Below are 22203 nucleotides of genomic sequence, written 5' to 3' on the forward strand. Positions count from 1 at the left end.
CGCCATCACGAACCGGCGGCGGCCCACCAGGCTTCGTCGATCTCGCCGCGTGCCACGATCTCCGCCGGGCCCGACAGCGTCGACGCGCCGCGGGACACCGTCACCTCGACGCGGCCGCCCGGGATGTCCACAGTGGACCTTCCGGTGTCGGTGCCCGCCAGGTGGAACGCCGCCGCCACCGCGGCGACCGTGCCGGTGCCGCACGCCCGCGTCTCGCCCACCCCGCGCTCGTGCACGCGCATCCGCAGCGCGTTCTCGCCGAGGCGGTTGACGAACTCGAGGTTGACTCCGTGCGGGAAGACGTCGTGGTCGAAGTCGGGCTGGTCACGCAGGTCGAGGTCCGCGACGTCGTCGTCGAGCAGCGACACCAGGTGCGGGTTGCCGACGTTCACCGCCACGCCGGAGAACGGGCGGCCGGCCACCACCGTCACGGACGTGCCGGTGATCGTCGCCGGTCCCATCTCGACGGTCACCGAGCGGTCCGGGTGCACGACCACCGGGCGGTCGCCGGCGCGGGTGCCGACGACGAACTCGCCCTCGGTGGCCAGACCCGCTTCGACCAGGTAGCGGGCGAAGACGCGCACGCCGTTGCCGCACATCTCGGCGATCGACCCGTCGGCGTTGCGGTAGTCCATGAACCACTCGCCCGCGGACGGCTCGTCGAGCGCGGCGGCGCGGACGACGCGCAGCACGCCGTCGGCCCCGAGGCCGCGGCGGCGGTCGCACAGCGCGGCGACCCTCGCCTCGGTCAGCCCGAGGCGGCCGGCCGGGTCGGGGAGCAGCACGAAGTCGTTCTGTGTGCCGTGCCCCTTGAGGAACTCGATTCCGCCCATAGGGTGAAGATTACCGGCCCAGGGTATCCAGGACGCGCGCGGCCAGCCCGGGATCGGCGCCGTCGAACCAATGGATCCGCTGGTCGCGCCGGAACCAGGAGCGTTGCTTCCGGACGAAGCGCCGCGTGGCCTGCGCCGTCGCCGCGGCGGCCGCCTCGAAGTCGCCTTCGCCGTCCAGTTCGGCGAGCACCTGCTGGTACCCGAGGGCCCGCGACGCCGTCTTCCCGGCGCGCAGGCCCCGCTTCTCCAGTGCCCGCACTTCGTCGACCAGCCCGGCCCGGAACATCCGCCCGACGCGCTCGTTCACGCGCTCGTCGAGCTCCTCGGGTGCGCGGTCGACGCCGATGACGACCGTGCCGTAGCGCGCGGGCCCCGGCTTCGGCAGGTTCGCCGAGAACGGCTCGCCGGTGATCTCGATGACCTCGAGGGCGCGCACGATCCGGCGCGTGTTGGTGGGCAGGATGGCCGCCGCGGCGGCGGGGTCGCGTTCACCCAGCCGGGTGTACAACGCGGGGGTGCCGAGCCGGTCGGCTTCCGCGTCGAGCCTGGCTCGGACGGCCGGGTCGGTGCCGGGGAACCGCAGGTCGTCGAGCACGGCCTGGACGTAGAGGCCGGATCCGCCGGCCAGCACCGGGACCTTGCCCCCGGCCAGCAGTCGCTCGATCGTGGCACGCGCTTCGCGCTGGTACGCGGCGACGGACGCCGTCTCGGTCACGTCCAGCACGTCGAGCAGGTGGTGCGGGACGCCGCGGCGTTCGGCCTCGGTGGCCTTGGCGGTGCCGATGTCCATGCCCCGGTAGAGCTGCATCGCGTCGGCGTTGACGACTTCGCCGCCGAGCTCGCGGGCCAGGTCCACAGCCAGCGCGGTCTTGCCGGTGGCCGTCGGCCCGACCACCGCGAGCGGGACGACGGGGCTGTTCACGGCGGCTGACGATACCTGCGGGCCGACACGGAGCGTCCACCGGAAGTAGGATCACGAGCTTCGAGTGGCCCATCCAGTACCACGGTGCGCGCTGAGCTGCTTGAATGCCGCGTGGGGCCGTAGCATCCGAGCACGGCCCGTGACGACCGCATTACCCGGCCCCGCTCCACGGCGGGGCGCCCGCGCGAGCGGGCGTACAGGCGATAAGGAGCCTGCGATGGCCCAGGAGAACACTTCCACCGGTACCCCGGCCCCGCACCCGGTGCCGCACGCGCTGCACGCCGGGCACGCCGCCCCGCCCGTGCCGCCCGCCGAGCCCACCCCCGCGACCTGGGGCCGGATCGACGACGAGGGCACCGTCTACGTCATCACCGCCGAGGGGGAACGTGCCGTCGGCGTCTGGCAGGCAGGCAGTCCCGACGAAGGTCTGGTGCACTACGCCCGCCGCTTCGACGACGTGCGCACCGAGGTCGAGCTGCTGGAAACCCGGCTGATCTCCGGCGCGGGCGACCCGAAGCACGCGCTGTCGAGCGCGACCCAGATCCGGGACGGGCTGGCCGAGGCCGCGGTGGTCGGCGACCTCGCGGCGCTCGCCGCGCGGCTGGAGTACGTCATCGCGCACGCCGAGAAGGCGCTGGCCAGCGCGAAGGCCGAGCGGGAGGAGGCCCGCGCGGCCGCCGTCGCCCGGAAGCAGGAGCTGGCCGAAGAGGCCGAGAAGATCGCCGCCGAGTCCACGCAGTGGAAGGCGGCGGGCGACCGGCTGCGGACGATCCTCGACGAGTGGAAGACGGTCAAGGGCGTCGACCGCAAGACCGACGACGAGCTGTGGAAGCGGTTCTCGAAGGCCCGCGAGGCGTTCAACCGCCGGCGCGGCTCGCACTTCGCCGAGCTCGACAAGCAGCGCGCGGCGGCCAAGCAGCGCAAGGAGGAGCTCATCGCCGAAGCGGAGGCGATCAGCGAGTCCGACGACTGGGGCGACACCGCCGGCCGCTACAAGGACCTGATGACGGAGTGGAAGGCCGCCGGCCGCGCGCCGAAGGACAGCGACGAGGCACTGTGGCAGCGGTTCCGCGCGGCGCAGGACAAGTTCTTCGCCCGCCGGTCCGCGGTGTTCTCCGAGCGCGACGCGGAGTTCTCGCAGAACGCCGCCCGCAAGGAGGAACTGCTGGTCGAGGCCGAGAAGATCGACGCGGCAGCCAACCTGGAGGCGGCGAAGAACGCGCTGCGCCGGATCCAGGAGCAGTGGGACGAGATCGGCAAGGTCCCGCGCGAACGCATCCGCGAGCTCGACGGCAGGCTCAAGGCGGTCCAGGACGCGGTCAAGTCGGCCGAGGACAGCCGCTGGCGCCGCACCGACCCGGAGGCGCAGGCCCGAGCCGCGCAGTTCCGCGAGCGCGTCGAGCAGTTCGAGTCACAGGCGGCGAAGGCCCGCGCGGCCGGGGACGAGCGTCGCGCGAAGAAGGCCGACGAGCAGGCCGCGCAGTGGCGTGAGTGGCTGCAGGCCGCGGAGGCGGCGGTCGCGGACCGCTGAGGTCAGAGGTCGCTTCAAGCTCGTGAAGGCCACCTTGAGGATTCAAGGTGGCCTTCACGGCTTTATGGCGAGGTCGGCAAGCCGAGGACCGCGCTCACCGGCGTAACGGCAGGTTAACGGCGTGACCGGCACCCCATCCAGCCCCCCCCTGCCACCCCGATACGAAGCCAGAACACGGACGGCAGTGCCGGGTCAAGGCACGCTTTCCCGCCTTGACGCGGTACTGCCGTCCGTAGTCACAATCCGGCTTCGGGGTGGTGGGCCAACGAGTGCTTCGCGGAGCTACCGGCAACGACACGACGTTGCCGGAGCCCTGCCAGGGAGGGTGGGGGCTGCTGAGGGGCGAGGTCGGCAAGCCGAGGGTCGGCGGTTCGCCCGAAGGGGGCCGGTAGCCGCCACTTCCGGGGGTTTCCGCGCGCTTCGCGCGGCGTCCGGTGCTCCACTTTCGATCATGACCAGGACACCGTTCAGTGCCAGCAGGATCCTCTCCGCGCTGGTGATCAGCATCGCCGTCGCCGGGCTCGCTCCGGCTCTCGCCGCGCCGGCCACCGCCGCGCCGCTCACCTCCTCCGTCGAAGCCGGCAAGGGGAAGGTGAAGGTCGACGGGAAACTCGGCAAGAACCACGTCAAGGTCAACGAGAAGGTCGACCTCAAGGGCAACCTCAAGGTGCTCGACGGGGCCCGCGCCGAGGACGGCACCCAGGCCCTCGAGACCGTCATCGTGCAGCAGCTGCAGGCCGGGACGTGGGTGAACCTCGCCGACACGACTTGCCGGCCGAACGGGGGCTTCACGTTCAGCCTCAGCTTCAGCCTCAGCGCCACGATCTCGCTGCGGCTCTACCACCCCGAGACGACGCTGTACGCCGCCGCTTACTCGGCGAGCACCTTCACCCTGCGAGTCGGCTGAGCCTGGTCCCCACCGGCACTCAGGACCGCGAAAACGCCGTCCGCATCCACTGGACCGCGAGGCAGATCATCGCGATCCAGGCGATGACCAGGCCGATCCCGGGACCGCCGCCCGCGGACCCGGGCGCGTGCGACGACTGCTGCGACCAGATGGCCAGCAGCCCGTCCACCGAGGCGAACCAGCCGCCGGCCGCGCACACCCAGGACAGCCACCAGCGGCGCGTCACCAGCGCCAGCGCCGAAGCGACGATGCCGACGCCGGTCGACGTCGCCGCGAACAGCTGCGGGATGCCGCCACCCTCGCCGGCGAGCACCTGCCAGCCCGCGTGGTCGCCGACCCAGGGGAGGATCAGGCAGATCAGCAGCACGAACGTGAACACCGCGATGGTGAACCCGCGGCGGCCCAGCTCCACCGTGCGGGACGCGTGCTCACCGGCTTCGTCGATTTCGGCGGCCAGCTCGGCCAGCTCGCCGTTGCCCTTCGGCTCCGTCACAGCGCACACCCACTCACCGGCTCGGGCTGAGCGGCCGGGGCACCGAAGCCCGGCAGGCCCAGCGTGACGCCGCTCGTCTTCGGCCGCAGCCCGGCCTCCGCGTTGTCGCCGGCCCGCGTCCGCCGGTGCGACAGCAGGTCGCCGTCCGCCACCAGGTGGTGCGGCGCGCCGTAGGTCACCACCGTCTCGACGACGTCGCCCGGGCGGACCGCGCGGTCGACGTTCGCCCCGGTCGGCGCGAAGTGCACCAGCCGCCCGTCGCGGGCGCGGCCGCTCATCCGGTGCGTCTCGGCGTCCTTGCGCCCCTCGCCCTCGGCGACGAGCAGCTCGACGCGGCGGCCGACGATCTTCTTGTTCTCTTCCCAGGAGATCGTGTTCTGCAGCTCGACCAGGCGTTCGTACCGCTCCTGGACGACCTCCTTCGGCAGCTGGCCGTCCATCGTCGCGGCCGGCGTGCCCGGGCGCTTCGAGTACTGGAAGGTGAACGCGCTGGAGAATCGGGCCTGCGCCACGACGTCCAGGGTCGCCTGGAAGTCCTCCTCGGTCTCGCCGGGGAAGCCGACGATGATGTCGGTGGTGATCGCCGCGTCCGGCATGACCGCGCGGACCTCGTCGAGGATCTTCAGGAACCGCGCCGAGCGGTACGAGCGCTTCATCTCGCGCAGCACCCGGTCGGAGCCGGACTGCAGCGGCATGTGCAGCTGGTGGCAGACGTTCGGGGTCGCCGCCATCGCCTCGATGACGTCGGAGGTGAACGCCGCCGGGTGCGGCGAGGTGAAGCGGACGCGCTCGAGCCCGTCGACCGTGCCGCACGCGCGCAGCAGCTTGCCGAACGCCAGCCGGTCGCCGAACTCGACGCCGTAGGAGTTGACGTTCTGGCCGAGCAGGGTGACCTCGAGCACGCCCTCGGCGACGAGCGCTTCCACCTCGGCGAGGATCTCGCCGGGCCGCCGGTCGCGTTCCTTGCCGCGCAGCGCGGGGACGATGCAGAAGGTGCAGGTGTTGTTGCACCCGACCGAAACGGACACCCAGCTCGCGTAGGACGACTCGCGGCGCGCGGGCAGCGTCGAGGGGAAGGTCTCGAGCGATTCGAGGATCTCGACCTCGGCCTCGGCGTTGTGCCGGGCGCGCTCGAGCAGCGTCGGCAACGACCCGAGGTTGTGCGTCCCGAACACGACGTCCACCCACGGCGCCCGCTTGACGATCTCGCCGCGGTCCTTCTGGGCCAGGCACCCGCCGACGGCGATCTGCAGGTCCGGGTTCGCGACCTTGTCCGGCCGCAGGTGCCCGAGGGTGCCGTACAGCTTGTTGTCGGCGTTCTCCCGGACGGCGCAGGTGTTGAACACGATCAGGTCGGGTTTCGCCCCGGCGCTCACCGGGACGTACCCGGCGTCCTCGAGCTGCCCCGCGAGCCGCTCGGAGTCGTGCACGTTCATCTGGCAGCCGAACGTGCGGATCTGGTACGCCCTGGGTGCCTGGTTCTCGGTCATCGCCCTTCAGGGTAGCCCCGCTCCCACCTGCTACTTCGCGGTGGCCTCGGCTCCGGCGAGCAGGGCGAGCATGCCGTGGGGCGCGTCGTCGCCGAACATGACCTCGTAGATGTCGTCTTCCGCTTCCGCCGCCGCGCGCTCGAACATGCCCTGCTCGTACTCGGCCAGCGCCGTCTCCACGTCGCCCGGGTGTGCGGCGATGGCCCGGCCGAGTTCGGCGCCGTCCTGCATGGCCAGGTTGGCTCCTTCGCCGTTCGGGGGCATCAGGTGGGCCGCGTCTCCCAGCAGGGTCACTCCGGGCACCCTGTCCCAGCGATGCCCGGCCGGCAGCGTGTGGAGGCGGCGCAGGACCGGCGGCGTGTCGCTGTCCGTGATCAGAGCCGTGAGCTCGGGCGCCCAGCCGGCGAACTCCTCGACGGCCCCGGCCACGACGGTGGCCTCGTCGGCGCCGGCGAGCCAGTCCTGGGGCTTGAACAGCTGCGCGTACGTGTGCAGTGCCCCGTCGCCCTCCCGATGGGCCACGATTCCCTTGCCCGGCGCGAGCGCGTAGAGCGCTCCGGCTCCGACGGCCTTCGCGGCGGCGGGATGGCGGGCGTCGCCGTCGAACAGGAACGTCTCGACGACCGTGATGCCCACGTACTCCGGGGTGGCGCCGGTGAGCAGCGGGCGGACCTTCGACCACGCGCCGTCCGCGCCGACCAGCAGGGTCGTGACGACCGTGGCACCGTCGGCGAAGCTCACCTCGTGGCCGCCGTCGCCGAGGGGCCGGACCCCGGTGACCTTGTGTCCCCAGTGGACGGTGCCGGGCGGGAGCGAGTCGAGCAGCAGCTGCCGCAGCTCGCCGCGCTGGACCTCGGGACGTTCGCCGGTGCCGTCGTCGGGCCGGTCGAGCAGCACAGTCCCGGTGCTGTCGACGACGCGGGTGGACTCGCGGCCCGGCAGGACGAGCTTCCGGAACCCCTCGGTCAGGCCCGCCGCCTCGAGGGCCGGCTGGCCGTTCCACGGGTGGATGTCCAGCATGCCGCCCTGGCGGCGGGCGTCCGGCGAGGCCTCCGCTTCGTAAACCGCCACCGGGATGCCGTGCCGGTGCAGCACGCGGGCCAGGACCAGGCCGCCGAGGCCGGCTCCGATGATCGTGACAGTCATGGTTTCCTCCGATTGGATCGTCGTTCCAATCGTCACCGTAGCACGAGTTTGGATCGGCGTTCCATACGTGCGATGATCGGACCTGTGACGAAGAGACGCACGGACGGGCTGTCCAAGGACGTGATCGTCCGGGCGGCGGCCGGGATCCTGGACGAGGCCGGCGAGGCCGCGCTGACGTTCCGCGCGCTCACCGCCCGCCTCGACACCGGCTACGGCGCGATCTACCACCACGTCGCGAACAAGAGCGACCTGCTCGCGGCGGCCACCGACGACGTCATCGCCCGCGTCATGACCGGCACGGCCGACGGCGCCGAGCCGCGGGAGGCTCTGCGCACCGTCGCGCTGGGCCTGTTCGACGCGATCGACGCCCACCCCTGGGTCGGCGCCCAGCTCTCGCGCGAGCCGTGGCGGCCCGCGCTGATGGAGATCTACGAGCGCATCGGCGGGCTGCTCGACGCGCTCGGCGTGCCCGAGCGAGCGCTGTTCGACGCCGCGGGCGCGCTCGTGAACTACGTCCTCGGCGTCGCCGGGCAGAACGCGGCGAACGCCCGGTTGCTCACGTCCGGCCAGGGGGATCGCTCGGCCTTCCTGGCCGACGTCTCCGCCCGCTGGGCGTCGCTCGACCCCGACCGGTACCCGTTCGTCCGCCGGGCCGCGGCGCACCTGCGCGAGCACGACGACCGCGAGCAGTTCCTCGCGGGCGTCGACTTCTTCCTGGCCGGAATAGCGACCCTTCGCTAGCAGTCCACAGTGGAGCGGCTGCGGCGGATCACTTCGCGGACGCGGTAGGCGCCCAAGCCGCGAGTTCCGCACGGACCGCCGCCAGCTGGGCCGCGGTCGGCGCGGTCGCCGGTTCCGCGATCAGCGCGTAGTGCAGGCCCGGGGTCGCACCCAGACGCAGGCGGTCGCCCGCCCGGCTGACCGAAGCCACGTCCGTGACCACCGTCGGCGTCATCCCCGCCGGTACGTGAAGCTCGGTCGGCGCGCCCGCGTCGGTTCCCTGCCACACCAGGACTCCGTACCGGCCGGTGCCGGTCAGCGCGGCGGTGGCCGGCATCGTCGACGGGATCCGGTTCCAGGTCAGGGTCTGGCTGCCGTCGCGCGAGCGGTCCTCGTACGTGAACGCCAGCGTGTGGCCGGCGACCGCGGCCGGGTAGAGCCGGTCGAGCAGGCGCGCGTCCTGGCGGAGCTGGACGGTCCCGTCGTCCGCCGTGCGGGCCGAGGAGAAGTCCTCGCCGTTCCAGGCGTCGCCGTCCGTCTTGACCTTGTCCGGGTTGTCGTTCATCAGCTCGTGGTGACGGCCGCTGTAGATGTCCCACTGCCACTGCGTCGACGACAGCACCGGGCCCGACTGCGCCGGCTGGCTCCACCAGTTCGCGCCGGACACCCGTGAATCCAGGGCCTGGTACATCGCCTTGTCGACCGTCGGGGTCTTGTCCGAGGTGTAGCCCGTCATCGGGTGGCCGAACTCGGTGACGATCGCCGCCGTGCCCAAGGCCGTCGCGCGGTCGCGGACCGTGCCGAAGTTCGCGCTGTACTGGCCGTCGCCCGCCTTGCCCGGCATGAACACGCCGGACTGGGCGAGCTGGTCGTAGAAGTGCGTGTTGAACACGTACCGCGGGCCCATGACGCCGGTGTCCTGGAAGCCGCCGGGGTGGAGCTGGAAGGAGATGTTGGCGTTCCAGAACATGTTCGGTTCGACGAACGCGGGCTTGTCCTGCCAGCCGGCGGTGTCCATCGCGTCGCGGAACCGCTTGAAGAACGGCCAGAGCACGTTCTGCTCCCACGCCTTGCTGTCCTGGCCCTGGTCGTACCGCCCGGCGAAGGGCTCGTTGTACGGGTCCATGCCCGCCACGCCCGCGAACTGGGCGGCGCTCAGGTTCGTCCGCAGGTAGGACATCGTCTGGACGGCCTGGCCGACGAACTCGTCCTGGACGCCGCGGGCGTTGTGCCAGAAGTCCTTCGTGGCGTCCTGGACCGCGCCGTTCTGGGTGATGTTCTGTCCCCAGTGCGCGCAGATGCCGCAGCTCTCCGCCGGGTAGCCGCCGAGGTCGACGACCCACTTCGGCGCGCCGTCGCCGGTGTACCAGCTGCCGCGGTTGAACAGGTAGCGGGAGAACAGGTCCTGGTGGAAGTCCGGCAGGACCGTGAAACCCTCGTCGAGGAACGCCTTCATCTGGTCGGTCAGCGCGGCCAGATACTGCGTGTTCACCGGGCCGCGCACCGGCTGCGTCCCCGCCCACGCGATCGGGAACCGCACCGCGTTCGCGCCGGTGAGCGCCCGCATCGACTGCGCGGACCGGCGCGCGTCGGCCGCGTTGGCGAACGGCAGGAAACCGTTTTCCGCCAGCTTCGTCTCCCCCGAGACGTTGAAGCCGCGCAAGACCACTTCGCGGCCGTACTCGTCGACGAAAGCCGAGCCGCGCACGGTCAACCGGTGCTGCGGAACGTCCTCGGCCACGGCGGAGGCGACGACGCCGGAAGTCACGCCGGAAGTCATCGCCACGGCGGTCAGCAAAGCCACGAGCATGCGCATGATGGCGGCCCCAAACATGAAGGAGTTTCGCAAAAGCTAGCGACCCGATCCTGGCCCGTCAAGGGCCGGAAGGAGCTGTTCAGGCCGCCCGCCGGAGCCACTGCTGGTTCGTCACGCCGGTACACGGGTACTGCTTGACGGCGGCACCGTCGGCCGTCGACGCGGAGACGACGTCGAGGCACTTACCGCTGTGCCGGGCCACCCACCGGACGTACCCGCCGCCGACCGCCTGGGCCTGCCACTGCTGGTTCGTGCCGCCGTTGCACGTCCACTGCACCGCCGCGGCGCCGTCCGCGGTCGAGGCGTCCGAGATGTCGAGGCACTTCCCGCTGTGCCGCGCGATCAGGTTGACGTACCCGTTGCCGAGGTCCAGCTCGCTCCACTGCTGGTTCCAGCCGCCGTTGCAGGCGTACTGCTTGATCGCCGTGCCGTCGTCCTTCGCCGAACTCGGGACGTCCGCGCACTTGCCGCTGTGCCGGGCCACCAAGGATTCGTACGCGCTGCCGCTGCCCACACCCGCGACCACGCCGGTGGCCGTATCGACGCTCACCTGCGGGTACCAGCTCATGGACATCGTGGTGGCACTGGGGAAGCTCAGCGGCAGCCACACGTACCGGGACTCGTCGACCGGACGGTTCCAGGCCCCCGCCCAGCGGTCACCCAGGTAGAGGTAGGACGTCGCCTGCGAGCCCTGCACGGGCAGCACGTACGCGGTCTGGCTGCCGTAGCCGGTGGAATCCCCGACGTTCGTCAGCCCGCTCCACGCCCCCGTGACGCTCGTGGCCGTGGCGTACTTCTGCTGGTTCGGCTGCCAGCTCGTCGCGGCCGAGGTGACGAGGAAGTACACCCCGTTCCGCTTGAACATCGCCGGGGCCTCGCGGTACGAGCCGGGCCACAACGTCTGCACCAGCGAAGCGACTCCGGTGTAGTCGGCGGTGAGCCGGTACACGTTGAGGTCGGCGTTCTCGCGGGCCGCGGAGGCCATGTACGCGGTTCCGTCGTCGTCCTTGAACAGCGTGATGTCACGCGACATGTGGGCGCCGAGCGGCCGGAAGCTGCCGCGGTAGGTGTAGCCGCCGTCGACCGTGGACGACGTGGCCACGGCCGCGCGCGCTTCGGCGTAGTCGTCCCCGTTCTCCTTGTGCATCCACATCACGTACTGCCCGGTCGAGCTGTTGTAGATCACCTTGGGCCGTTCGATCTTCGCCCGGCCCAGCTCGGCCGCCGAGGACTGCGTCAGCACGTCGTTGCGGAACTCCCACGTCTTCAGGTCGGTCGAGCGGTAGACCGAGACCGCGCGGAAGGTGTCGTCGGCATTGCGGTTTTCGCCGAACCAGTAGTAGTACGCGCCCACCTTGAGCATGCCGCCGCCGTGGGCGTGCACCAAGGCGCCGGACGTGTCGGTGAACTGGCTCCCGTTGGTCACCGTCACCGGTGCGGCCTGCGCGCCGGGCGCGCCGAGCAGGACAGCGGCGAGCACGAGCAAGGACAAGACCGTGCCACGTCGTCGTAGCATGACGGCTCCTTCGCGAGCGGGGTCAGTAGCCGACGCGGAAAGTCGCGTCCTGCTTGTCCACAGTGGACGACGTGCTGCCGAGGGGGTCGATCCGGAGCACGTAGGAGTAGTGCCGGACGTACCGGTCCGGGTAGTTGTGCGAGCGGAACGACGACCAGCTCGAGTCGGCGAGCCCCGGCGTCTGGTGGAAGGTGGCGTCCGCCTTGAACGTCGCCGAGCCGTCGTCGGCCGCCAGGTGCAGCTCGTAGTCGCTGTGCCGCAGGTACCGGCCGGGGTAGTTGACGGACTCGAACGACACGCCGGTCGCGTCCGCCAGGCCGGGCACCAGCTTCCACAGCTGGTCCTGGTAGGGGTCGAACGGGTAGGCGTCGATGCGTCCCACGGAGTCCGCGTGCCGGACGTAGCGGTCCGGGAAGTTGTAGGACTTGAGACGCCGCCACGCCGGCGCGCCCCACTGCGCGACCAGGCCCGACATCTCCGCCGCCGTGATCGGCGTGATCCCGGGGTGCTTGGAGTTCAGCGGCTGCGTGTACGCGCGGTCGCTCAGCAGCGTCCAGTTCCCCGCGGCCACGTCGGTGGTCTCCCAGCAGAAGAACCGGCCGTTGGGGCTCCAGGTGTCGCCCCAGAGGTACCAGCGGTTCCCCGCCGGCGCCGGCACGATCTGCGGCGCCTCCACCCCCCGCCCGGGTGAGATTCCGGTCTTGTAGGTGGTGAAGCTGCCGGCGGCGAGGGAGCCGGAGCGCTGGCCCACCAGGGTGCTGTTGGTGTTGTTCTTGACGTACAGGTAGTTGGCCCCGCCGATGGTGGCCATCGTCCCGTCGATCGTCGCGTGGCCGGGGTCGAAGAACACCTGCGGCGCGCCGACCGTCACGAAGTCGGTGGTGTAGTTGACCATGATGACGTCGTGGCCGCCGTAGGCCGCCGAGTAGATGATCGCGTACTGGTTGCGCGACGGGTCCCAGAACGCCTCCGGCGCCCAGCTGTGCGTGGCCATCGAATGCAGCTTGATCCGGCGGTAGCCGGTGAACCCGCGCAGGTCCGCCGAATCCCAGACGTGGACGTACTGGTTCTGCAGCGACCAGTCGGTGCCCTTGAGGTCGGTCGCCAGCACCACGAACCGGCCGTCCTGCTTGCGCAGCACGAACGGGTCGCGCAGCCCGCCGGTGCCCGCCGTCGGCGTGACCACCGGGCGGTTCTGGTTGAGCGGCATCCACTCGAGACCGTCCGGGCTGACCCCCAGGTGCAGCCCGTAGTCGGCGCCCGTCATGGACGGGGACTCGGTGAAGTACGCCATGACGTACCCGCCGGAGGCGGCGGCTTGGGCGCGTGCGGCCTTGCTGCCGAGTACGCCGGCGACCGCGGCTGCCGCCGTGCCCGCCATCAGTCCTCGTCGACTGATCATCGTCCACCCATCTCGTCGTCGAGTGCCGGGCGATTGTTAGCGCTAACAATCCGCCGTAGTGTAAGTGACCCGCGCCACACGGTGTCAAGGGGCCGATCGTCGGGAGGTCGGACACCACCAGCCAAAACACGTAATTGACCGCGCCCGGATCGGGAGCTATGTTAGCGCTCACTTCGCGCCCGGCAGCCGGTTGCGGCTTCGGAAACTCCCCTCGCGTTGCCCTCTTCCCGCGCCGTCGGCGCCCACCTCATGGAGAGCCGGTATGCCCGTTCGACTCTCGGCGACGACGACGTCGCCGAAGTTCGCCCGGCGGCCCCGACCGCTGACCGCGATCCTCGCCGCCCTCGCCGTCGCCGCGGCGTCCACGACCGTCTGGGCCACCTCCGGCCACGCGGCGACCCTGGACGACGGCCTGGTCGTCCGCTACGACCTCACCGGCGGCTCCGGGACCACCGTGCCCGACGCGTCGGGCCACGGGCGGAACGCCACCGTCAGCGGCGACACGACGTGGCAGGGCGACGAAGGCCTGCGGCTGGGCGGCACGAACGGGCACGTCCGCCTGCCCGACAACCTGATGCGGGATCTCGCGGACATCACGGTTTCGGTTCAAGTGAACGTCGCCACCGACCAGGGCACGCCGTACTTCCTGTGGGGCATGGGCAACACCGACGGCGGCGGAACCGGGAACGGGTACCTGTTCACCACCGGCGACGAGTTCCGCGGCTCGATCGCCTCCGGCAACTGGTCCACCGAACAGACCACGAGTGCGGGCCGCAACCTCGCGCGCGGCAGCTGGCGCACGATCACCTACGCTCTCGGCGGCGGGACCGCGGTCCTGTACGAAGACGGGATCGAGGTCGCCCGCAAGACCGGCATCACGATCACGCCCGGCTCGATCGGCGGCGGCAGCACGACCGCCGACTACCTGGGCCGGTCCGTCTACACGGGAGACAAGTACCTCAAGGGGAACGTCCGCGATTTCCGCGTCTACGACCGCGCGGTGACCGCCGACGAAGCCCGTGCCCTCGGCGAGCGCACCGCTTCGGGTCGCGCCACGGCCGACGCGGCCACCCTCGACCTCGGCGACACCTCCGCCGTCACCGACAACCTCACCCTGCCCAGGACGGGCGCCGGCGGCTCCGCGATCACGTGGTCGTCGAGCAACCCGGCCGTGGTGTCGGCGGCGGGCGTCGTGACGCGGCCCGCGCCGGGCACCGGCAACGCGACGGTGACCTTGACGGCGGCCGTCTCCTACGCCGGCCAGACCGCGAACCGCGCCTTCACCGTCACCGTGCTGCAGGACATCACCGACCGGCAGAAGGTCGACAACGCGCTCAAGGACATCGTCATCCCCGACCAGGACGCGATCCGCGGCAACATCACCCTGCCGGTCAAGGGCGCCCGCGACGTCACGCTGACCTGGTGCAGCCAAGACCCCCGCGTCGTGACCGCCACCGGCGAGGTGACCCGGCCCGCGGCCGGATCGCGGCCGGCGAAGGCACGTCTCACGGTTCGCGCGACGAAGGGTCACGCGACGGCGGAACGCTCCTTCACCCTCACGGTCCTGCCGCTGCCCAAGAAGGAAGCGCTCGAGGGGTACATGTTCGCCTACTTCACCGGTGAGGCGACCCAGGACACCGAGCAGATCCACTTCGCGGCCAGCCGTGGGAACGACCCGCTGCACTGGGACGAGCTCAACGGCGGCCGTCCCGTGCTGCGGTCGAACTACGGCGAGACCGGCGTGCGCGACCCGTTCATCGTCCGCAGCCCGGAAGGCGACCGGTTCTACATCGTCGCCACCGACCTGCAGATCAACGACGGCCGCGGCTGGGACCAGGCACAGCGCCACGGCAGCCAGTACCTGGAGATCTGGGAGTCGACCGACCTGGTGACCTGGTCGAACCAGCGCCACGTCCGGGTCTCCGACGACACGGCCGGCATGACGTGGGCGCCCGAGGCGACCTACGACCCGACGATCGGCGCCTACGTCGTCTACTGGGCGACGAGCCCCTACGCTCCCTCCGACGTCGACCACACCGGCTCGACGTACCCGCGGATGATGTACTCGACCACCCGCGACTTCCGGACGTTCAGCAAGCCCCAGGTGTGGAACGACCCCGGTGCCGGTGTCATCGACTCCACCGTCATCAAGGACGGCGACTACTACTACCGGCTGACCACCGACGGCAAGGTGATCGGGTCCTGCGAGCGCGACATCGTGCTCGAGCGGTCGAAGAACCTGCGCGCGGTGGACCTGCCGACGACGAAGCCGCGCAACTGGGAGCTCGTGGACGACTGCATCCGCACCAAGCTCGGCACGGACTGGGTGGAAGGCCCGACGGCGTTCAAGTCCAACGACGGCAGCAAGTTCTACGCCTTCATGGACGAGACGCCGCACCGCGGTTACGTCCCCTTCGTCACCGATTCGCTGGCGAAGCCGAACTGGACGATCCCGGCCGAGTACCAGCTCCCGAAGAGCCCGCGCCACGGCACGGTGCTGCCGCTGACCAAGGCCGAACTCGCGCGGCTGCGGCAGGGGCCGCCGCCGGTGAGCGCCGACGCCAAGGGCGTCGTCGCCGACTACGACCTCACGGCGGCAGGCCGGGGCGACACCGTCACCGACGTCTCCGGCAACGGCCGGGACGCCACGATGCACGGCGGCGTCACGCGCTCGGCGGACGGGCTCGCCTTCGCGGGCAAGGACGGCTACGTCGCCCTGCCGAACAACCTCATGACCGGGCTGAACGGGATCACGGTGTCCGCGCAGGTGTGGGTCGACCCCGCCCAGCAGACGTCGTACTTCCTGTGGAACCTGGGAAACAGCACCGACAACGTCGGCGACGGCTACCTCTTCGCGACCGGGGACACCTACCGGGCCGCGATCGCGTCCGGCAACTGGTCAACCGAGCAGAACACCGACAGCAAGCGGGCGCTGACCCGCGGCGCCTGGCACACGCTGACGTACACGTTGGCGAACGGGACGGCGCGGCTCTACGACAACGGCGTCGAAGTGTCCCGTGTGGACGGTGTCACCACGAAACCGGGCGACCTCGGCGCGGGCATCACGACGTCGAACTACCTCGGGCGCTCGGCCTACGGCGCCGACAAGTACTTCCAGGGCAAGATGCGGCGGTTCACCGTGTGGAACCGCGGCCTGACCGCCAAGGAGGTGCTCGGCACGCCGGGCAACGAAACCGCCGTCGGCTCGGTGACCCTCGACTCCCTCAAGGTGCCCGCGATCATCGACAGCGCGAAGGGCACGATCGTCCTGCCGGTGAAGCCGGGCACGGACGTGCGGCGCCTCGCGCCGGTGCTGCAGGTGGCCGACGGCACGCAGGTGTTCCCGCACAACGGTTCCCGGCAGGACTTCACCGGCCCGGTGGGCTATTCGGTCGTCGGCGCCGGCTGGACCAGGCGGACGTGGACGGTCAGCGCGGTCGTCATGAACAGCCCGGTCCTGCCCGGCTACAACGCGGACCCGAACATCGTCCGCTTCGGCGACACGTACTACATCTACGCCACGACCGACGGCTTCCCCGGCTGGTCGGGCACGACGTTCGACGCCTGGTCGAGCAAGGACCTCGTCACCTGGACGCGGCACCCGAAGATCCTCGACCTCGGCCCGGACGTGTCCTGGGCGGACAGCCGGGCGTGGGCGCCGACCATCACGCAGAAGAACGGCAAGTACTACTTCTACTTCTGCGCGGACGCCAAGATCGGCGTCGCGGTGTCCGACTCCCCCACCGGTCCGTTCAAAGACGCGCTGGGCAAGCCGCTGATCGCGGCGAACCCGGGTGGCGGCCAGGCGATCGACCCGGCGGTGTTCACCGACGACGACGGGCAGACCTACCTGTACTGGGGCAACGGCAACGCCTACGTCGTGCCGCTGAACGCCGACCTGACGTCGTACGACCCGGCGAAGGTCAAGCAGCTCACCGGGCTCGACGGGTTCCGCGAGGGGCTCTTCATGACCAAGCGCGCCGGTACGTACCACCTCACGTGGTCGATCGACGACACGGGCAGCGAGAACTACCGCGTCGGCTACGCGACGGCGACGAGCCCGCTGCTCGACGGGCTGGTCAACCGGGGCGTCATCCTCGAGAAGGACCCGTCGCTCGGCATCCTCGGGACCGGCCACCACAGCATCGTCCAGGTGCCGGGAACGGACGACTGGTACATCGCCTACCACCGCTTCGCGATCCCCGGCGGCGACGGCACGCACCGCGAAGTGACCATCGACCGGCTGCGGTTCAACCCGGACGGCACCATCGCCAAGGTGGTGCCGACCCTCGGGAGCGTCCGGCCGCTGAGGTGATCGCCCACCCGGCTGGGGGAATTCGAGTCGATCAAGCGAACCGGATTCGCGTTTCGGCCGTATCCCCCAGCAGGACGGTGAACGACGCGGAGGGACGACGACGTGACGCGCGAAGGGACACTGATCGGCGACCGGTACCGGCTGCTCGGCCGGGCGGGGCACGGCACAGTGCACGCCCGGGACGAACGGCTCGACCGGATCGTCGCCGTCAAACCGCTGTTCGACGAGCCGCCCGCGGCACCCACCATCCCCGTGCCGCGGGCGGCAAGTCGTGCGGCAAATGCGGCAATTTGTGACGTCGTCGACGAGGACAGCAAGACCTACCTGGTGCTCGAGTCCCCGGAGGCGCGGACGCTGGCCGAACTGCTCGAAGAGCACGGCACGCTCGCCCCCGGCCTCGTCGCCCGGTTCGGCGCCCAGCTGGCCGCCGCGCTGGCCGCGGCGCACGACGAGGGCGTCCTGCACGCCGCTGTCGACCCGGACCACGTCGTCATCTCGGCCGAGGGCCACGCGGGGATCGTGGCGGGCTCCGGTGAGCGCGCCTACCTCGCGCCCGAGGTGCTCGACGGCGGCTTCCCCGACTTCCCGTCGGACGTGTTCTCGCTCGGCGCGACCCTCTACGCCGCGCTGGAAGGACACCCTCCGTACGACGGCGGGCTCATCAGCCCGCGGACGGAGGGCCCGGTCACCGACGCCGTGCTGCGGCTGCTCCACCCCTACCCGACGGCCCGGCCCACGATGGCGGCGGCCGAAGAGCTGCTGAGCGTCCTGCTGACCGGTACGGACGGCGGGACGAAACGCACCGGCGCGGGCGACTACCGCTGCGTGTAGGGCCCGGTCTCAAACGCCCCAATGTGGCGTTGGTTGCGTTGGACGCACCGAACGCCACATTGGGTGCGTCCAACGCACCGAACGCCACATTGGGGCGCTTGGGTCAGCCGGTGATGCGGACTTCGACCGCCGGGGTGTACGTCAGGCGGCCGTGGGCGGTCACGCGGACCAGGGCCCACCAGTGCGCGCCGGGGCGGGCCGTGGCCGCCGCGCGGATCGTGACCGGGACCGTCGTCCGGCCGGCTGCCGCGAGCCGGAACGGCTGGACCCGCGGGCCGATCGTCACCTCGCCCGCCCAGGTGCCGAACGGGCTGATCACCGCCACCCCGCCCCGGATTTCGCTCTGGGCCCGGTTGGCGAGCGACACCACCAGCTCCGCGCTGCCGCCCGGTTCCACCGCGATCGCCTCGGTCGCGAGAGTGACGTCGACCAGGTCGTCGCCCACCGGCGGTGCCCCCACCAGGATTTCGGCCGTGTCTTCGAGAACCTGGCCGTGGTCGTCGGCGATCCGGGCGGCGAGCAGGTACCGGCCGGACGCCGCCGTCCCCCGCACCTCGACCGCCATCCGGGCGTGCTCTCCCGGCTCGAGGTCGTAACCCAGGTCCGGGACTCGCTCGACCCGCCACCCCGGAGGCAGGTCCAGCTCGACGCGGCCGCGCGCCCGCCGGCCACTACAGCCGACCGTGACGTCGAACCGGGCGCGCCCGTCCTCGCCGAGCTTCAGCCGGGGCGGGGTGACGTGCACGCTGACCGGCAGGTTGCCGACCGGCGCCGGGCCTTCGTTGTGCAGCCAGTACCGCGTGTGGACCGGCTGCACGGGTTCGGCGGCGGGGACGAACTCCCCGGCAAGTCCCCTAGCACGAACCCCGGGCTCGAGCCGGAGCGTCGCCACGTCCGCGGCACCCAGGTCGACGCGCGCCCGCCCGTCGTCGACCGGCAGTGGCTCGCCACGCTCCTCGAGCAGGTCGGTGCGCCAGGCCGATCGCACCCCGCCGTGCAGCGAGACGAACGCCGTGGCCGGTGTCCCGGCCGGCTCGTACAGCCGCACGGTGAGCGCGTCCGAGGGGGCGGCCACCGCTCCCGAGGCGAGCGGGTTGCCCGCCGCTTTCGCGGCGGTCAAAACGACTTCGGCCGGTTCGACGGCGATCAGGCTCAGCGTGGACGGCAGTGTGCCGCCGCCGGCGGGCACCTGCCGGGTCCGGAGCGGGTGGGCGGCTTCCTGTGCGCCGCGCGGGAAACCGGCGTCACGCCAGTCCCCTTCCCCGGCGACGACGGCGAAGTCGAAGGTGTGGGTCCAGTGCTGCCAGGCGAAACTCGAGCCGTCCGGCGCGGTCCGGCGTTCGCCGTCGATCCACACGCCGCTGGGCCAGCCGCTGCACGAGCGCAGCAGCGACAGGTGCAGGGTGCCGCCCGGGTCGACGACGAACCCGGGTGTGCCGTGGTTGACGACCGCGACGGAGTAACTGTCGGCGGGTTCGGCAGTGCCGTCCAGTCCATCCGGGACCCGCACGTCAAGAACCCCAGCGCGTAGCTCGTCGGTGGCCGCCGTGACGTCCGCGACGACCAGCACCGGCAGGTCGCGCGGTCCCCGGAGGTCGGCGTCGGGCACCCAGGCTTCGCGCCGGGTCCGGGTCGCCGGGACGAACACCCGGCCGTGCCGTTCGAACGCGTCGCGGTACGCGGGCCCGGCCGCGGCGAAGACCTCGGCGGCGAACGGGTTGTCACCGCCCAGCACGATCCGGACGTCGGGCAGGTTCGAGTCGGCGTCGAGGGCGCCGTAGCGCGGGCCGCCCGGGCGGGTGCACGTGGCTGTCACGCCCTTCGCGGCCATCACCGCCACCAGTGCCCGGACCTCGGGCCCGGGCTCGAGGGGCTCGACGACTTCGGCGACGCCGATGGCGTGCGCGGTCCGGGTGCCGTCGTCGCGGACGAGGGCGACGCGGGCCGTCGCCGACAGCCCGGCCCAGGTGTGGGCCGGGCTGTCCAGCGTCCACAGGTGCTCGGCGGCGTCCACGTCGGGAAAGCCGAACGACCGGCCGATCGCCCCGAACCCGACCTCGGCCACCGGGAGCGCGCCGGGCAAGTCGAAGTCGAACCGGGCCCGCAGCAGCCGGTCCTGGCCCACCGAGCCGTCGACGTGGGTGCGAACGTCCACACGGGACACTCCGCGCCACAGCGTCGTGCGCTGCGTGATCCGCAGCTCGTCCAGCGACGCCGTCGCGACCAGCCGCTCCCCCAGCGGGCTGGTCTCGACGACGACCTCCGCCGCACCGGGGCCGCGGCCGGGTCCCTTCGGCAGCAGGTGCCACGGGCCCTCGCCCCACACCGGGTGCTCGGCGTGCTCGTCCTGGACCACCAGTCCGGCCGCGAGACCGCCGTCCCGCAGCAGTTCCCGGCCGGTCCGCCGGTCGCGGACGCGTTTGAGCGCTCCCCCGCGTGCCGGGTCGGCTTCGACGGCGAAGACGTCGTTTTCGATCGACGGCGGGCTGGGCCGGACTGTCCACCCGGGCGGCACGGTGTCCGCGTCGAGGACCCGGTAGACCCGGTAGCCGAGCGCGGGAACCGCCGTCGCGAGGAAGGTCAGCGTGAGTTCGGCGAGCGAGCCGTCGGGGTGCCGCACGACCGCGTCGGTGACGGCGGGGACCGGGCGGCCGCCCGGATCGACCACCCGCGCGCCCGTGGTCCCCGGGGTCACAGTCACCGACGTGATCGCATCGCGAGTCCAGGACAACGTGTTGAGGACGAAGACGGCCACGCCTTCCCCGGACGTGTCGGCGTGCCGGGCCAGTTCGGCGATCGCACCGTCCAGGACCTCGCCGCCGCGTTCGGCCGCTTCACGCCAGCCGGTGAGCAGGTCCAGGTAGACCTGGTCGGACTCGGTCCCGGTGATCGCGTCGTGGTGGGCGCCGTAGACCAGCTGCCGCCAGGCCTTGTCGAGGGCTTCGTGCGGGTACCGCGCGCCGAGCAGGGTGGCGAGAGTCGCCGCCCGCTCCCCGTCGAGCACTACGACCTCCGCCGCGCGCTGGGCCTGCTTGGTGTCGATGTAGGAGACGTCCTTGCCGGTGTAGACCGGGTTCATGTCCCGGGTCTGCACGCTGATCGCCGTGCCGCGCGCCGCGGCGTCCGCGCGGACCGCGGCGAAGAAATCCCGGGGCAGGCCGACGACGAACCGCGGCCAGACGTACCGGGCGTTCCAGGCGCGGTGGATCTCGGTGCAGAACCGCGACGGGATGTTGTGGTCGTGGCCGACCGGCAGCAGCACGTTGCGCGTGGCGGCGACCTGCCGCAGCGTGCTGAACTGCCGGTAGGCCTCTTCCATCGCCTCTTCGAGGGTGTCCTGGCGCTCGATGCCCCAGCCCGCGACGTAGTGGTCGGCCATGTAGGCGGTCAGCAGCCCCCGCCCGCTCGGCGAGATCCACTCGAACTCCGACGGGAACTGCATCCGGCCGATGTCGCCGGTGTGCCGCTTCGCCCCGACGTGGTGCCACGGCCCGCGCGCCCAGGCGCTCGACTCCAGGCCCGCGTCGGCCATCAACCCGGGATAGGCCGGGTCGTGACCGAACACGTCGAGCATCCAGGCCGAACGCGGGTCGCCGCCGAGGACGTCCCGCTGGTAGCCGACGCCGTAGACGGCGTTGCGGATCGTCGACTCCGGGTGGGTCAGGTTCGTGTTGGCCTCGTTGTAGTTGCCGCCGACCAGCTCGATCCGGCCGTCGCGGAGGAACCGCCGCAGGTCGTGGCGGTCGCCGGGGAAGGTGTCCCAGTGCGGTTTGAGGTAGTCGACCTCGGCCAGGACGAACCGGTAGTCCTCGTCGTCGCGGGCGGCTTCGAGGTGCGCGCGGACGAGGTCGAACGCCGAGCGCTGGAAGTTCATCCGCTTTTCCTGCGCCAGCGGCAGGTCGAGCCAGGTGTCGGTGAAGCCCGCCTGGGTGTTCCACCACACCGGGTCGTAGTGGAAGTGCGACACCATCCACATCGTCCAGCCGGTTTCCGCGACGACGAGGTCCGCCTCCGCCGTGACGCGCTGCCCGGCCGACTCCGCGACGACGGTGACCCGGTGCGTCGAGCCTTCGGGCGCCTGGAAGACCACGCCGACCTCCACGGTGACGCCGTCCGGGCGGACGTCGGCGATCACGGGCTCCGGTGTGAACACCCGCTTGCCCTCGACGCGGATCCGCGCCACCGCCGGCGGCCCGCTCAGCGCGACTCGGACCACCTGGCGGGCCGCGGCGGCGGAGCCGACGAACAGGTCGGTGCCCCGCACGGCGGTGATGCGCACGC

The 22203-nt window shown here is 71.5% G+C and carries 14 protein-coding genes; 5 read left to right on the forward strand and 9 right to left on the reverse strand.

Annotated elements, in window-relative coordinates; genetic code table 11:
• Positions 1 to 5: 5 nt before the first annotated feature.
• Positions 6 to 833: a diaminopimelate epimerase gene (gene dapF / locus CF165_RS37650; RefSeq protein ID WP_093952371.1), complete on the reverse strand. Its 828-nt coding sequence runs from the start codon at positions 831 to 833 to the stop codon at positions 6 to 8.
• Positions 834 to 843: 10 nt separating this feature from the next.
• Entirely contained in the window at positions 844 to 1755 is a 912-nt protein-coding gene (miaA, locus tag CF165_RS37655) for a tRNA (adenosine(37)-N6)-dimethylallyltransferase MiaA (protein WP_093952372.1), read from the reverse strand.
• A 217-nt stretch (positions 1756 to 1972) separates the two neighbouring features.
• Between miaA and CF165_RS37660 the strand changes: the two genes are divergently transcribed.
• Both CF165_RS37660 and CF165_RS37665 read left to right on the forward strand, forming a co-directional pair.
• The gene (locus CF165_RS37660; protein ID WP_093952373.1) at positions 1973 to 3286 is read left to right on the forward strand and encodes a DUF349 domain-containing protein; all 1314 of its coding nucleotides are present in this window, start codon (positions 1973 to 1975) and stop codon (positions 3284 to 3286) included.
• 451 nt (positions 3287 to 3737) lie between these two features.
• Positions 3738 to 4193: a hypothetical protein gene (locus CF165_RS37665; protein ID WP_093952374.1), complete on the forward strand. Its 456-nt coding sequence runs from the start codon at positions 3738 to 3740 to the stop codon at positions 4191 to 4193.
• A 19-nt stretch (positions 4194 to 4212) separates the two neighbouring features.
• On the opposite strand, the gene CF165_RS37670 is transcribed toward CF165_RS37665, so the two are convergent.
• From CF165_RS37670 to CF165_RS37680, 3 genes are read right to left on the reverse strand one after another with little or no spacing between them, the layout of a single operon-like run.
• Positions 4213 to 4686, reverse strand: coding sequence for an Rv2732c family membrane protein (locus CF165_RS37670; RefSeq protein ID WP_093952375.1), 474 nt, complete (start codon positions 4684 to 4686; stop codon positions 4213 to 4215).
• Positions 4683 to 6176 carry a tRNA (N6-isopentenyl adenosine(37)-C2)-methylthiotransferase MiaB gene (gene miaB / locus CF165_RS37675; protein ID WP_093952376.1) on the reverse strand — a complete coding sequence of 498 codons (1494 nt, stop codon included), beginning with the start codon at positions 6174 to 6176 and terminating at the stop codon, positions 4683 to 4685. The genes CF165_RS37670 and miaB overlap by 4 nt, the downstream gene beginning before the upstream one ends.
• A gap of 30 nt (positions 6177 to 6206) precedes the next feature.
• The gene (locus CF165_RS37680) at positions 6207 to 7322 is read right to left on the reverse strand and encodes an FAD-dependent oxidoreductase (RefSeq protein WP_093952377.1); all 1116 of its coding nucleotides are present in this window, start codon (positions 7320 to 7322) and stop codon (positions 6207 to 6209) included.
• Between the two features lie 72 nt (positions 7323 to 7394).
• Between CF165_RS37680 and CF165_RS37685 the strand changes: the two genes are divergently transcribed.
• Positions 7395 to 8063, forward strand: coding sequence for a TetR/AcrR family transcriptional regulator (locus CF165_RS37685; protein WP_093952378.1), 669 nt, complete (start codon positions 7395 to 7397; stop codon positions 8061 to 8063).
• A 28-nt stretch (positions 8064 to 8091) separates the two neighbouring features.
• Here the strand turns inward: CF165_RS37685 and CF165_RS37690 are convergent, their stop codons facing one another.
• The 3 genes from CF165_RS37690 to CF165_RS37700 all read right to left on the reverse strand — a co-directional run bounded on the left by CF165_RS37690 (position 8092) and on the right by CF165_RS37700 (position 12776).
• Entirely contained in the window at positions 8092 to 9858 is a 1767-nt protein-coding gene (locus CF165_RS37690) for a cellulase family glycosylhydrolase (RefSeq protein WP_093952447.1), read from the reverse strand.
• A 79-nt stretch (positions 9859 to 9937) separates the two neighbouring features.
• Complete coding sequence (locus CF165_RS37695; protein WP_240521957.1) at positions 9938 to 11374, reverse strand: RICIN domain-containing protein; 1437 nt, start codon at positions 11372 to 11374, stop codon at positions 9938 to 9940.
• A 22-nt stretch (positions 11375 to 11396) separates the two neighbouring features.
• Positions 11397 to 12776 (reverse strand): glycoside hydrolase family 43 protein, encoded by a 1380-nt coding sequence (locus CF165_RS37700; RefSeq protein ID WP_167441688.1) that lies wholly within the window; start codon positions 12774 to 12776, stop codon positions 11397 to 11399.
• A gap of 262 nt (positions 12777 to 13038) precedes the next feature.
• Here CF165_RS37700 and CF165_RS37705 point away from each other — a divergent pair, with 262 nt between their 5' ends.
• Both CF165_RS37705 and CF165_RS37710 read left to right on the forward strand, forming a co-directional pair.
• Positions 13039 to 17091 (forward strand): family 43 glycosylhydrolase, encoded by a 4053-nt coding sequence (locus CF165_RS37705; protein ID WP_093952381.1) that lies wholly within the window; start codon positions 13039 to 13041, stop codon positions 17089 to 17091.
• Positions 17092 to 17193: 102 nt separating this feature from the next.
• Positions 17194 to 17922 carry a protein kinase domain-containing protein gene (locus CF165_RS37710; protein WP_093952382.1) on the forward strand — a complete coding sequence of 243 codons (729 nt, stop codon included), beginning with the start codon at positions 17194 to 17196 and terminating at the stop codon, positions 17920 to 17922.
• 103 nt (positions 17923 to 18025) lie between these two features.
• On the opposite strand, the gene CF165_RS37715 is transcribed toward CF165_RS37710, so the two are convergent.
• Complete coding sequence (locus CF165_RS37715; protein WP_093952383.1) at positions 18026 to 22201, reverse strand: glycoside hydrolase family 38 N-terminal domain-containing protein; 4176 nt, start codon at positions 22199 to 22201, stop codon at positions 18026 to 18028.
• Between the last annotated feature and the right edge of the window lie 2 nt (positions 22202 to 22203).

Source organism: Amycolatopsis vastitatis (assembly GCF_002234595.1).
In the GTDB taxonomy this organism is placed as follows: Bacteria; Actinomycetota; Actinomycetes; order Mycobacteriales; family Pseudonocardiaceae; genus Amycolatopsis; species Amycolatopsis vastitatis.

Excerpts from the sequence above, each read along its gene's own strand:
- CF165_RS37700 (WP_167441688.1), bottom strand. The coding sequence starts at position 12,776 with ATGATCAGTCGACGAGGACTGATGGCGGGCACGGCGGCAGCCGCGGTC.
- CF165_RS37680 (WP_093952377.1), bottom strand. The coding sequence starts at position 7,322 with ATGACTGTCACGATCATCGGAGCCGGCCTCGGCGGCCTGGTCCTGGCC.
- miaB (WP_093952376.1), bottom strand. The coding sequence starts at position 6,176 with ATGACCGAGAACCAGGCACCCAGGGCGTACCAGATCCGCACGTTCGGC.
- dapF (WP_093952371.1), bottom strand. The coding sequence starts at position 833 with ATGGGCGGAATCGAGTTCCTCAAGGGGCACGGCACACAGAACGACTTC.
- CF165_RS37705 (WP_093952381.1), top strand. The coding sequence starts at position 13,039 with ATGCCCGTTCGACTCTCGGCGACGACGACGTCGCCGAAGTTCGCCCGG.
- CF165_RS37695 (WP_240521957.1), bottom strand. The coding sequence starts at position 11,374 with ATGCTACGACGACGTGGCACGGTCTTGTCCTTGCTCGTGCTCGCCGCT.
- CF165_RS37685 (WP_093952378.1), top strand. The coding sequence starts at position 7,395 with ATGATCGGACCTGTGACGAAGAGACGCACGGACGGGCTGTCCAAGGAC.
- CF165_RS37665 (WP_093952374.1), top strand. The coding sequence starts at position 3,738 with ATGACCAGGACACCGTTCAGTGCCAGCAGGATCCTCTCCGCGCTGGTG.
- CF165_RS37690 (WP_093952447.1), bottom strand. The coding sequence starts at position 9,858 with ATGCGCATGCTCGTGGCTTTGCTGACCGCCGTGGCGATGACTTCCGGC.
- CF165_RS37660 (WP_093952373.1), top strand. The coding sequence starts at position 1,973 with ATGGCCCAGGAGAACACTTCCACCGGTACCCCGGCCCCGCACCCGGTG.